The sequence below is a fragment of the Amycolatopsis sp. M39 genome (assembly GCF_001651785.1).
Classification (GTDB): domain Bacteria; phylum Actinomycetota; class Actinomycetes; order Mycobacteriales; family Pseudonocardiaceae; genus Amycolatopsis; species Amycolatopsis rubida.
This window is the reverse complement of record NZ_LWSF01000033.1, coordinates 43,745-56,149: the sequence shown is the minus strand read 5'-3', so window position 1 is coordinate 56,149 and position 12,405 is coordinate 43,745. Positions and strand designations below refer to the sequence as shown.

Here is a 12,405-nt window from a genome sequence, read left to right as displayed (position 1 = left end):
CGCGTCGCACTGAGGGGAGACTGTGCCGCAGAGTCGCCGCCCCTCAGCAGAAAGGCCTTGACGTGACGGACCAGCAAAGCCCCCTGAAGCTCATCGTGACGGGCGGCGCGGGGTACGTGGGCAGCGTGTGCGCCGCCCGCCTCATCGAAGCGGGTCACCAGGTCACCGTGGTGGACGACCTGTCGACCGGGCACGCGGACGCGGTTCACCCGCAGGCGCGCTTCGTCGAGGGCGACGCCGCCGAGATCGCCGCGGACCTGCTCGGCGAAGGTTTCGACGGCGTGCTGCACTTCGCCGCGAAGTCGCTGGTGGGCGAGTCGATGGCCGACCCGGCGAAGTACTGGGAAGGCAACGTGGTGACGTCGCTGCGGCTGCTGGAGGCGATGAAGAAGCACGGCACGCCGCGCCTGGTGTTCTCGTCCACCGCGGCGACCTACGGCGAGCCCGACGTCTCGCCGATCCCGGAAACGGCCCCGACGCGGCCGACCAATACGTACGGCGCGTCGAAGCTCGCCATCGACCACGCGATCACCAGCTTCGCCCGCGCCCACGGCCTCGCCGCGGTCAGCCTGCGCTACTTCAACGTGGCCGGCGCGTACGGCGCGTTCGGCGAACGGCACACCACCGAAACCCATCTCATCCCTCTCGTCCTCGAGGTCGCGACCGGCGACCGCGACCACATCTCCATCTACGGCGACGACTACCCGACGCCCGACAAAACGGCCGTCCGCGACTACATCCACGTGGTCGACCTCGCCGACGCCCACCTCCTCGCCCTGCGCCACGCCGCCGCCGGCGAGCACCGCATCTACAACCTCGGCAGCGGCACCGGGTTCTCGGTGCTGGAGGTCGTGGAAGCCTGCCGCCGGGTCACCGGGCACGCGATCCCCGCCGAGGTGGCCCCGCGCCGCGCCGGCGACCCGTCGGTGCTGGTCGCGTCGAGCGACAAGGCCAACGGCGAACTCGGGTGGACGCCCAAGCTGACGGATCTCGACGGGATCGTGTCGGACGCCTGGCAGTTCACCCAGTCGCGTCGTTCCTGACGGCGATTCCGGACCAGGCTCCGGACGTGGCCGGAGGCCGCGGGTCTGGTCCGGACGTGATTTCGCGCGGGGCAGGGATTCGGACGGGTCCCCGCCCCCGCATCGTGTGCGGCGAGCATCGTTCGGGCACCCCGAAGGTCCATTGAGGACTCGCCAGCGCGACGGCAGGGCGGGTGCCGCGGACGAAGTCCGGCTCGGGCACCGCGAATGGCGAAGTTCCGCTCGCGGACGACCGCCGCCCCGCACCGCACGCGACGGGCACCAGACCGAATACGGCTCAAGCAAGGCCATTCCGGCGCACAGCCAGGGCTTCGCCAGGAAACCTCATTCCGAGGAAACCACGGCTCACGTCCGCTCGCCGTCCGCGCTACCAGCTCCGGCGGCCGTCATCTCGTCCCGCTCGGCGGTCCCGGTCTTCGCCCCGCGCCAGGCTCCTCAGCGCTCCCCGGATCCGGCGGCGGAGAGAGCCCCAGATCCGCCGCTGTGCTGAAGTCGGCGAGGCCGGTCAGTCTCGCCGGATCCGTGCCGATGTTCCAGGCGGTCTGCAACAGCTGCGCCACCACATGCTCCGGATCTGCTTCCACTGCGTTCGCCAGCGCCATTCCGGCGAGCGCGCCTTCCCCGCGCATCAGGGCGGTATAGCCGAGATGCAGCGCGGCCTCGGCCCGGTGCGGCGGAGGCAGTTCGCGGACCAGCGTCAGCCACACTTCCTCGGCCTCGCGGGTCAGCGACGTGTGCGGCGGGACCGCGAGGGCCAGGCAGGCGTCGCGGATGGGGGTGAGCATCAGCGCGTGAGCGAGCCGGGCGGCCTGGTCGTCGTCGGGAGGACCCTCGCCTCGGCGGTGGCGGAGGAACGCGTCGCGGAGTTCAGTGACCGCGGCGTCCAGGACATCGCTTGCGGACATGCCTGGACCGCACAACGGTTCCGGGGAGGACGCCAGCAGGTCAGCGCGGCGGGCGATCGCTTCCGGGGAGCGGGGTTCCAGCACCGCAGCCAGTTCTTCGCGGCTGCGGAAGACCACGAAACCAGCCTCGGTGGTCGCGGCGGCGGCGACTGTTTCCTGCGGATCGGGCAGAACACCGCCGCAGTCCGGGTCCCGGTAGCACGACCATGGCGCACCGGGTTCGATCTCGGAGGTCCACAGTGCGTGGAACAGGCGGAGGTTGTGCCGTGCCAAGCCGCGTTCCAGCTCGGCCGCGAATGGCTGGTGGGGTGGGCCGTTTTCATCCGCTGAACCGCCGACGATGACGACGGTGACGCCGTTGTGCTCGGGATCGTCGAAGCGCGGGATCAGTGCATCCGCTTGCTGTGCTTGGAATTCACGCGGCGGAAGATCGGCGCGCACCATCAGGCCGATCGTCGTGCCGGGGACGCGGTGGCCCAGCAGCACGAGAGAATCAGCGGGACGGAAACCGAGCAGGTACGGAAGCGAGGCGATGAGGTCGGCCGGGTTGCTGAGGGTGGCCCGGGAGATGCCGGGCGGCGTCGAGGTGGTCACGCCTCCACTGTGCGCCGCGAACCGGCGAACCGGGGCCGGCACGGCAAATCTGTGGACGCCCGCAGGCGGTTGTGGACAATCACGTCACCAGGCAAGAGAAGCACCGGAAAATGTCAGTGCGGTGTGCATCGGCAGCAACTGTCCACAACAGGCAAATGCTGCCGGAGCCGGCCAGGCTCCGGCAGCATCGGCGGACAACGCTCAACCGCAGTGTTCGAACGGGCTTTCGTATGCGGACGAGCCGACCGAGCCGCCCCACTTGACGCACGTGGAGCCGGCGCTCTTCTTCACCGGGCCCGCGTAGTAGGTGAAGCTCCCGGAATCCGTCGCCCTGGCCGAGCCCTTCACCTCCAGGAACGCCGAAACCGGGCTGGCCGTCCCGAGGGAAACCGCCTTCAGGGTCGTCACGCAGTTCTGTTTGGAGGACGAGTTGTACAGCAGGTACGCGGTGCCCGCCGTCCCCAGCGCCTGCTGGTCGATCACCGAGAAACCCGACCCGCACACCTGCGTCGCCGAGTACGGGTTGCCGCCGCAGCCGTTCTTGCTCGTGAAGTCCTTCTTGCCGTAGTACGGCACCGCGACGCCGTTCAGCACGGCCTTCTGCGTCACGCCGTTCAGGTTCTCTTCGAAATGCAGGTGCGGGCCGGTCNCCTTGCCGATCTCCTTGCCCAGCGCGACGCTCTGGCCCACCGACACTTCCTGCGCGGACAGGTGCGCGTACCGGGTCCGCCAGCCGCCGCCGTGGTCCAGTTCGATCCAGCGGCCGTAGCTGGTGCTGCCCTCGTTCGCGACGCGCGTGACTTTCCCCGACGCGGCCGCGAGCACTGGCATGCCGGTGATGCCGGACTTCTGGAAGTCGACCGAGTTGGCCGGGTTGTGGCCGCTGAAGGTCGCCGCGGTGACCGTGACGCCGCATTTGAACGGCACCTGGAAGTTGGGGGCCGCGGCCGCCGTCGACTGGGCGGCGAGCGTCAGGCCGCACGCGGGCAGGGCCACCGCGGCCGCGACCGCCGCGAACCGTCTCAATCTGGACATGGGGCGTACCTCCTGGTGGGGGAAATGTCCGAGCGCCTCCAGCCAAGCCCGAACCAGTACATTTTCCGTACAAGACGACTCGGGAGGGCCCATGGGCACACCGGCGGCCCCGCTCGCGAAGGCGAGGCGGCGGTTCGAGGGCGCCGACTGGGTGCGCTGGGGCCTGCTCGGCGTGCCCGCCCTGTTCGCGATCCCGAACGCGCGGCCGTGGACGTGGCCGCTGATCGGGCTGGTCCTCCTGCTGTCGGTCCCGGCGCTCTGGCTCACCCGGGAGTCGCGGCCGAGCTGGCTGATGCCCGCGACCATGGTCGCCGTCGTCGCCGCGGCAGGCGCTCTCTGGGTCCTGCAGCCGAGCAGCTGGACCTCGACGACGATGTTCGGCGCCGCCTTCTACACCCTCCGCGTGAGCGGCCGGATCGCCGCGGCGGCCGCGCTGGTGGTGGCCTCGGCGGCAATCGTCACCTGGTCGATCGTCTACGACCTCGACTGGCTGAACGCACTCGCCCTCTTCGCGGTCCTGGTCGTGATGATCCTGCTCGCCGCCAATCGCCGCGGGCGCGCGGAACGGCTGGAACAGACCGAACTCGCGCTCGCCAGGGCCCAGACCGCCAGCGAGGAGCACGCCCGCGCGGCCGCCCTCGCCGAACGCACGCGCATCGCTCGTGAGTTGCACGACGTCCTCGCGCACTCCCTCGCCGGTCTCGCGCTCAACCTTCAAGGCGCGCGCCTGATGATGGTTCGCGACGGTGCGAGCGAAGAGTCTCTCGCGCAGATAGAACGCGCGCAAAAACTAGCGACGGACGGTCTCGCCGAAGCACGCAAGGCCGTCGCCGCGCTGCGCGAAGACCCCGTACCCGTCGAGCGCTCGGTCTCAGACCTTCTAGCCGCGTACAGGCTCGACACTGGCTCTCGCGCCGACATGGTGATCGAGGGCGAACCACGTGAGCTAGACGCAGCTGTTGGTACGACGCTCGTACGCGCCGTACAGGAAGCCCTCGTCAACTCGCGCAAGCATGCCGCAGGTCCCGCCGTAGACGTCACAGTGGCTTTCAAGAACGACGAAGTCGACTTAACGATCGTCGATCACCAGGGCCGCCGTCCACCGGAGCCGCCGTCGCCGGGATACGGTTTGCGAGGCATGGGCGAACGGGTCGCGCTGTTGAACGGGAAGCTCGAATGCGGCCCCGGGGAGGACGGATGGCGGATTCAGCTGACGGTACCGGCGTGACGCTGCGCGTAGTGCTGGCCGACGATCAGGCTGTAGTGCGCGAAGGCCTCGTTACGCTTCTCGGGCTGCTGCCCGGCATCGAGGTGGTAGGCGCGGCCGCAGACGGCGTACAGGCTCTCGATCTTGTCGCTGAACACCAGCCGGACGTGCTGCTCGTCGACCTGCGCATGCCGAACCGCGACGGCGTCGAGACGACTGAGCTGGTCCGTGCGCAGCATCCGAAGACCGAAGTCGTCGTCCTCACCACCTACGCCGACGACGATTCCCTGCTCTCCGCGCTCAAAGCCGGTGCCCGCGGGTTTCTCACCAAGGACGCTGACGCCGATGCGATCGTCCGTGCCCTCCGCTCAGCGGCCGCTGGTCAGTCCACTGTGGACGGCGCGCTCCAGCAACGGCTGGTAGCCGCCGCGACGAGCCGCGCGCCGGTACGCACGAAGGAGCTGGAAGGCCTCACCGCGCGCGAGGTCGAGGTGTTGCGGCTGATCGCGGCCGGCCTGTCGAACACAGAGATCGCGCGCACCCTCGTGGTCAGCGAGGCGACGGTGAAGACGCACGTCAATCACCTGTTCGCCAAGGCAGGCCTGCGCGACCGCGCGCAGGCCGTCGCCTTCGCCTACCGCGCCGGGATCGCCGAGTAGAACGCCTTCTTCCCGCCGACGATCGGCAGCTTCACCGTCGTCCCGGTCAGCTCCAGCGCCAGTCCGGCACCCGGTTTCGGCCGCAGCGTGAAGTCGTGGTCGCTGGAGGCCAGCACGAACTCCAGGCGATGTCCGGCGGCCACGATGTAGTCCTTCGGCATCAGCGAAACCTCGATGCGGTACCGCTGTCCGGGGGTGATCGGCGACGTGACCGACGGGCTGACCCGGTTCTGCGGATCCGTCCAGCCGCGGCTGATCACGTGGGAAGTGCCGTCCGGCGCACGGTCCAGCAGCACCGCGGTGACGTTCGCGGCCGGGCGGTCGAAGGACAGCTGGAGCTCGGCCTTCGCGGTGCCGGACAACCGGAGCGGCTCCGTGGTCGCCGAAGTGCGGTAGCGCAAGCGGTTCCCGGACGACGCCGCGTCGGCGAGCTGCTCGATCTTCTTGCTCGCGTCGTCGGCCAGCGTCTCGACGGCCGGACGGCCGGGCACGGGCTGCCGGTCGAGCGCCCCGGTAGAACGTCCGCCCGGCCACGGGTGCAGCTCGACGTCGGACGTGCCCGGCGCGGGCCATTCCGCCTCGTCGACCCACGACTTGTCCTCGCGCTGAATGGTCGCCTTCGGCTCGCGCTCGATCCCGTTGCCGACGCCGTAGAGGTAGTGCGACAGCCACTTGTTCAGCGTCGTGAGCCAGACTTCGCGGCGCAGCGAAATCGGGTCCGCGTGACCGGACTGGTGCAGCCAGATCTTGTGCTCGACGCCGTGCTTCTTCAGCGCTTCGTACCAGGTGGCGACCTGCTCGGTCTTCACGTTCCAGTCGTTGAGCCCGTGCACCGCGAGCACCGAAGCGTGCACCTTGCCGACGTCGTTGCGGTAGTTCCGCACGTCCCAGAACTGGCTGTAATCTCCTGTCACGCGGTCCTGCGCGGCAGTGAGGCCGTCGAGTACCGGACGGCAGATCTGCTGGTCAGCGCGCGAGTAGACGTACCCGGCGAGCACATCCGCGTCCTCGCCTTGATACCCGCCGGCAGCCACGACCGCCCCGGCGTTGCGGTAGTAGCCGTACCAGCTTGAAATGGCGGCGATCGGCACGATCGTTTCGAGCCCTTCGACCCCGGTGCTGGCCACCGCGTTGGGCAGCGTGCCGTTGTACGACACGCCCATCATGCCGGTCTTCCCGGTGCTCCAGCTCGCCGCGGCGGGCGCTCCGGCCTTGTCGTGCGCCTCAGCGCGGCCGTTCAGCCAGTCGACGACCGAGCGCGCGCCGATCGTCTCGTTCACGTCGCCGGTCGTCGGACAGCCGGTCGACAACCCGGTGCCGAGGGATTCGCCGTACACCACAGCGAATCCGCGTGCGGTGAAGTAGTCCTGGTAGCTCCAGCCGATCGGTGCCGCGACGTGCGGGCCCGGCACGTACAGCTCGGTGTCGACGTTGTGGTTCGGTACNTCGGTACGTCGTTGCCGCCCGCGAAGTACGGGCTCGCCTCGTACACGACCGGCACCTTCATGCCCTGCTCCGTGGCGCGCGGACGCACCACTTGCGCGTGTACGAGGTCAGGCTTGCCGTCGTGGTCGCTGTCGACGGGTGCGGTGACCCAGACGTCCTCGCGGATGACGTCAGCCGGATCGAAGACCGGCTGCGCCTGACCGTCGGTGAACACCGACGCTGGCGGCGAAGCAGCTTCAGCGACCGCGGGCACGGACAACGTGGCCACTGCGACGAAAACGGCAGCGACCCGGGTGGCAACTCCCACCAGAACCCCCAAGCTGGACGAAGCAGGCGAGCAAGTTGCAGAGTTCCGTCAACCGCAACTCGCGTCAACCGACTAACGTCGGAGCCATGGACGCACCGATAGTCACGGTCACGGTCTATCCGCAACACGCGCGCGTCACCCGCCGCTGTCAAGTCACTCCGGCCGACGGGTCCCGCGTAGAGATCACGGGTCTCCCCCTGTCGCTCGACGCTGCTTCGGTGCGCGTCAGCGGCGCGGGCGACGCGTTGGTCACGGGCGTCGACGTCGCGTACGCGCAACACGCCGCGCCAGCCGACCCAACGCTGCGCGCGCTCGTGGAGCAGCGTCGCGCGGACCAAGCGACTGTCGACGAGGTCGCGGACGACGAGAGCGCCGCGGCAGCGCGCGTCGACCTGTTGACCGGAGTCTCGCGACGCAGCGGAGCAAGCTTCGCGAAGGCGTTGGCTGGAGGTGACGCGGAACCGGGGCGTGTCCAGGAAGTGAGCGAAGCACTCAGCACGCAGTTAGCCGCAGCGCTCAAGGAACGTCGCGCGCTCGCCACGCGGTTGGAGCGGCTGCGCGAAGACCTCGCCGCGCTCGACCGTCAGATCGAAACTCGCAGCGCACAGTCCGAACAGGACAGTTCCACGATCGTGGTGGAGCTGGAATCCCCCGCCGCCGCCGAAATCGAACTGTCCTATGTGGTTCCGGGCGCGCGCTGGGAACCCGGGTACGACGTCCGAGTACGCGGCACCGACGTCACCGTCACCTCGTACGGACTGGTCAGCCAGCACACCGGCGAGGACTGGCCGGAGTGCGAGCTGACGCTGTCCACCGCCCGCCCGGCGAACACCGTCGTGATCCCGGAACTCCAGCCCTGGTACCTGGATCGGCAGCAGCCGGAGCGGCGCTCGATGGTGCCGCACGCACCCGCTGCGATGGCGTACGGCGGTGCCGCGCCCGCTGGTCGCGACGGCTTCGCCGCGCACGTCGCCGAAGTCGAGCAAGGCACCACCGCGGTCACCTTCCGCCCTGCCCGTCCGGTCGCGATCCCGTCCGGCGCGCAAGGCCACCGGACGACGCTCGCGCAGCTGGACTTCACCGCGGAGCTGGACTACGTGACCGCGCCGACGCAGGCCGAAGAGGCATACCTGCGCGCGAAGGTGGTCAACACCGGCGAGCACACGCTCCGCGCCGGTCGCGCCGCGGTGTTCCACGAAGCCGAGTTCGTCGGCAGCACACAGCTGGAACTGTGGGCACCCGGCGAGGAACGCGAACTCGCGCTGGGCGTCGACGACCGGATCCGCGTCGAACGCGAACTGGTCAAGCGCAGTGCCGGCAAGGCGACGTTCTCCGCACAACGCCGCCGCGAAGCCGACTACCTGACGACGGTGACCAACCACAGCCCGCGCGAAGCCGTGGTAGCCGTGCTGGACCAAGCCCCGGTCTCGCGGGACGACGCGATCACCGTGCGGGACCTGCGGCTCGAACCGGAGCCGGTCGAGCGCACCGAGCTGGGCCAGTTCACTTGGCAGCTCACGATCGCGCCCGGAGCGTCCGCGACGGTCTCGCTCGGCTACCGGGTGGACGTCGCGAAGGGCGTCGAACTCAGCGGCTGGCGCGAGTGACGCGTCAACCCTGGGAGATGTAGGCCTCCAGCTGTTCCTGGCTCTGTTCCAGCTGCTCCATCCGGATCTTCACCACGTCGCCGATGCTCACGATGCCGGCCAGGCGCCCGTCGTCGAGCACCGGCACGTGCCGGATCCGCCGCTGCGTCATCACGACGCTGAGCTCGTCCACCGGATCGTCCGGGGTGCAGCTGGCGACCAGGGTGGTCATGATGTCCGCGACCGGTCCATGCAGGACGGCGGGTCCGTGGTCGTTGAGCCTGCGCACGACGTCGCGTTCGGACACGATCCCGGCGATCCCGCCTTCGGCGTCCACCACGACCATCGCGCCGACGTTGTGCCGGGCGAGTCCCGTCAGCAGCTCGGCGACCGTCGTCCCCGGCGACACGGTGGCGACCGTCGCGCCCTTGCGCTGAAGCACATCCGCAATCCGCATGGCGATGCCCTCTCCTCGGTGAGTCGGGTCACATCAGGTTAGGGCCCCGGTGCCGACTGCGAAAGTCCGGCGGGATGCGTCCGTTCGTGGTAACCGGCTCATCCGGGCCTGCTGTCGAACACCCGGCGCAACCGGGCGAGACCGGGTCCGATCTCCTCCGCCGCGATCGCGCCGTAACCGAACAGCAGCCCGTGCCGCCGTGCCGCCACGGAGAAATCGCCGAGCGAAAACAGCCGGACGCCCGCCCCGGACGCCTCCCGCGCGAAGCCGCGCAAATCCCGATCCGCCGACGCGCTCAGGTGCAGCCCCGCCGACGCCGGAACCGGCTCCAGCACATCGCCGAATTCCGCACGAAGGCGGTCGACGAGGAGGGCGTGGCGGGCACGGTAGACGCCGCGCATCCGGCGGACGTGCCGGGCGAACCCGCCTTCCGCGATGAACGCCGCGACCACCGCCTGTTCGATGCCCGGGGAATGCCAGTCGGCGAGGTATTTCGCCTTGACGATCGCTTCGGCCAGAGCGGGTGGCGCGGCGAGGAAACCCAGTCGCAGCGCGGGAGACAGGACCTTCGAGAACGAGCCGACGTAGACCACCCGTCCGGGAGAATCCAAGCTGTGCAACGGTTCCAGCGGTCGCCCGGAGTAGCGGAACTCGGTGTCGTAATCGTCCTCGACTACGACTGCCCCGTTTTCTTCAGCCCAATCGAGCAGCTCTCGCCGGCGAGACGGCGACATCGCGACACCGAGCGGATACTGGTGCGAAGGCGTCACGTGCACCAGGCGAGTGCCCGGCGGGATCGCGTCGACCACGATGCCCTCGTCGTCCACCGGAACCGGCGCGACGCGCACCCCGAGCGTGCCCAGCAGCAGGCGCGGCGGCGGGTACCCGGGATCCTCGACGGCAGCCAGGTCGCCGGGCCGCAACAGGACCCGCGCGACGAGGTCGATCGTCTGTTGCGCGCCCGAAGTGATCACGAGGTGTTCCGGTCGCACGCGAACATTCCGGGAAACCGCGAGGTGCCTCGCGAGTTCGGTGCGCAACCGAGGATCGCCCTGGGGTTCGCCGTAAGTCATCAGTTCCGCGCGGGAACTGCGCAACGCCTGGGTCGTCAGCCGACGCCAGGTGTCGAACGGGAACAGCCGCACGTCCGGTACTCCGGCCCGGAAATCGAACTCCGGCGGGGTGGTGAACGCTTTCGGCGGCGCGGGCACGTCTGTCCACTCCGGACGCGGCTGGACGCCCTCCGCCGTCCCAGCCGGTTCGGCAGGCCGCGGTGCGGCACCGGCCCGCACGTAAGTACCGGCTCCGACTCGACCGTCGAGAAATCCTTCCGCGGCGAGGCGTTCGTACGCCGCGGTGACAGTGGTGCGCGAAACGGCCAGCTGCTGCGCCAGTTCCCGGGTCGGCGGCAGCACGTCGCCGTCGCGGAGCCGCCCGTCGAGCACCGCTTCGCGGATCTGGCGGTAGATCTCGTCGCGATGGCCGCGAGTGCCGGACAGGTCCAGGTGCAGGTCCACGCGTCCAGCCTAGATTGGTCCACCGCAGCTGGCTCCGCTTTGGCTCTCTTCCTGGACCGATCTGGCGGCTAGCGTGAGCCCATGACCACGTTCGACCTCGACCGGCAGTCCCTGCTCGTCCTCGACCCGATCGTCTCGAAGATCACCGCGGCGGATCTCGGCCGGCCCACGCCGTGCGACGGCTGGACGCTCGCCGACCTGCTCCGCCACCAAGTCAGCGAAAACCACGCCTTCGCCGAAGCCGCGCGCAACGGCTCCGCGAAGGATTGGGACAGCGGTCAGCTCGGCGAAGACCCGTACGCCGCGTACGCAGCTTCGGTGACCGACTACCTCGCTGCGTACGGCGAAGCCGACGTCGCGGAACGCCAGATCGCCGTCAACGCCTTCGGCACCTTCCCAGGCACAGTCGCGATCACGATGCACCTCGTCGACACCGTCGCGCACGGCTGGGATCTGGCCAAGACTCTCGACGTCGCGTACGACCCGGTGCCGGACGCAGTGCACGCCGCCCTGCAATTCGCGCTCATGATCCCGACCGACCCGAAGGAACGCGTCGAACGAGGGACCTTCGCGCCGGTGGTGCCCATCGGCACCGACGAAAGCGAACTGGACCAGTTCCTCGGCCGGCTGGGCCGCGACCCGCAGTGGCGCGTCAGCTGACCTTGTCCGCCGGGGCCGACCAGGTGTCGCAGGCGGCCGGGCCGGCTCCGGTGTAACCGGCCTTCGCCCAGGCCAGCTGGTTCGCGCGGGTGCCGTGGTCGCCGCTGTCGTCAGCACGGCCGTAGTCGGCGACGGCGGCGTTCGCGGTGGCCCGGCTGATCGACCCGCGGTCCGCCGCGGCATTGAGGAACAGCGCGCCGAAACAGTTCGCCTGAAGCTCGATCCGGCGCACGACCGCCTTGTCCGCGTCGCTGCTCGGCTCCGGCGAACCCATCTCCGTGCTCGCCGCGTCGAGGATGCCGCTCTCGCGCTGTACGTGGTGGCCGTACTCGTGCGCGAGCGTCGCCAGATGGCGGGCTCGGCTCAGCCCGGCATCCGACAGCATCCACTCGGTCGGCGCGTAGATCGTCGCGTCGCCGCCGCAGTAGTACGCGACCGCTTCGTCCCGGGACGGCGCGTTGCCGCACGCGCTCGTCTTCGGCAGCGTGACCGACACCTTGACCGGCAGGTTCGGCTCGTCCGCTTTGTCCAGCGCGGGCTGCCACGCCTGCTTCAGACAGCCCACGAGCGCGGTGTAGAAGGTCTTGAGCTGCTGCGCGTCCCGGCTCAGGTCCGGCAGGTCGCACGACACGGGACCGAGCGCGACCCCGTCGGCCAGCAGTGGGTTGCCGCTGAGCTTGCGCACCGGTTTGGCGTCCTGGCGGTCCGGCATCGCGTCGGCGTCCGGGGCCGCGATCGCGTGCCCGGACACCTCGTGCGGCACCACGGCCATGAGCGCGAGCGTGCCCGCGACAATGGCCACCGCGGCGACCGCGCCCAGCGCTTTGCCCGGCCTGCGGCTCGGCGGCGGTGCTGGAGGAGGCCAGGAGCCTCCGGCGTAAGACGTCATTCCTCCCCCTCCCGGCCAGCATACGGAGACCGCACTCGGCCCCGGATCACGAAACGGGAACGCCGGGATCCTGGCCGGATCCGCGACCGGCAGCGAGACT

The 12,405-nt window shown here is 69.7% G+C and carries 10 protein-coding genes and 1 pseudogene; 5 read left to right on the top strand and 6 right to left on the bottom strand.

Features of this window, described 5'->3' with window-relative positions; translation table 11 throughout:
• The first annotated feature begins 62 nt into the window (after positions 1-62).
• Entirely contained in the window at positions 63-1,043 is a 981-nt protein-coding gene (gene galE / locus A4R44_RS40715) for a UDP-glucose 4-epimerase GalE (RefSeq protein ID WP_067593566.1), read from the top strand.
• A 386-nt stretch (positions 1,044-1,429) separates the two neighbouring features.
• On the opposite strand, the gene A4R44_RS40710 is transcribed toward galE, so the two are convergent.
• On the bottom strand, positions 1,430-2,542 hold the full coding sequence (locus A4R44_RS40710) for a DUF4192 domain-containing protein (RefSeq protein ID WP_067593562.1): 1,113 nt from the start codon (positions 2,540-2,542) through the stop codon (positions 1,430-1,432).
• Between the two features lie 201 nt (positions 2,543-2,743).
• Positions 2,744-3,577, bottom strand: coding sequence for a M23 family metallopeptidase (locus A4R44_RS40705; protein WP_067593559.1), 834 nt, complete (start codon positions 3,575-3,577; stop codon positions 2,744-2,746).
• A 91-nt stretch (positions 3,578-3,668) separates the two neighbouring features.
• On the opposite strand from A4R44_RS40705, the gene A4R44_RS40700 reads away from it, so the two are divergent.
• The gene (locus A4R44_RS40700) at positions 3,669-4,805 is read left to right on the top strand and encodes a sensor histidine kinase (RefSeq protein WP_067593556.1); all 1,137 of its coding nucleotides are present in this window, start codon (positions 3,669-3,671) and stop codon (positions 4,803-4,805) included.
• Positions 4,775-5,443: a response regulator transcription factor gene (locus tag A4R44_RS40695; RefSeq protein WP_202507027.1), complete on the top strand. Its 669-nt coding sequence runs from the start codon at positions 4,775-4,777 to the stop codon at positions 5,441-5,443. The genes A4R44_RS40700 and A4R44_RS40695 overlap by 31 nt, the downstream gene beginning before the upstream one ends.
• On the opposite strand, the pseudogene A4R44_RS40690 reads toward A4R44_RS40695, so the two are convergent.
• Positions 5,419-7,142 (bottom strand): annotated as a pseudogene (locus A4R44_RS40690) (Xaa-Pro dipeptidyl-peptidase). The gene A4R44_RS40695 and the pseudogene A4R44_RS40690 overlap by 25 nt on opposite strands.
• Positions 7,143-7,282: 140 nt before the next feature.
• On the opposite strand from A4R44_RS40690, the gene A4R44_RS40685 reads away from it, so the two are divergent.
• Positions 7,283-8,803, top strand: a complete 1,521-nt coding sequence (locus A4R44_RS40685) for a DUF4139 domain-containing protein (protein WP_067593550.1) — start codon at positions 7,283-7,285, stop codon at positions 8,801-8,803.
• A 4-nt stretch (positions 8,804-8,807) separates the two neighbouring features.
• On the opposite strand, the gene A4R44_RS40680 is transcribed toward A4R44_RS40685, so the two are convergent.
• Both A4R44_RS40680 and A4R44_RS40675 read right to left on the bottom strand, forming a co-directional pair.
• Positions 8,808-9,239: a CBS domain-containing protein gene (locus A4R44_RS40680; protein ID WP_067593547.1), complete on the bottom strand. Its 432-nt coding sequence runs from the start codon at positions 9,237-9,239 to the stop codon at positions 8,808-8,810.
• Positions 9,240-9,337: 98 nt separating this feature from the next.
• Entirely contained in the window at positions 9,338-10,756 is a 1,419-nt protein-coding gene (locus tag A4R44_RS40675; protein WP_067593544.1) for a PLP-dependent aminotransferase family protein, read from the bottom strand.
• An 81-nt stretch (positions 10,757-10,837) separates the two neighbouring features.
• Between A4R44_RS40675 and A4R44_RS40670 the strand changes: the two genes are divergently transcribed.
• Positions 10,838-11,416: a TIGR03086 family metal-binding protein gene (locus A4R44_RS40670; protein ID WP_067593541.1), complete on the top strand. Its 579-nt coding sequence runs from the start codon at positions 10,838-10,840 to the stop codon at positions 11,414-11,416.
• On the opposite strand, the gene A4R44_RS40665 is transcribed toward A4R44_RS40670, so the two are convergent.
• A complete protein-coding gene (locus A4R44_RS40665) occupies positions 11,409-12,305 on the bottom strand; it encodes a neutral zinc metallopeptidase (RefSeq protein ID WP_067593538.1) in 897 nt (298 codons plus the stop codon). The genes A4R44_RS40670 and A4R44_RS40665 overlap by 8 nt on opposite strands.
• Between the last annotated feature and the right edge of the window lie 100 nt (positions 12,306-12,405).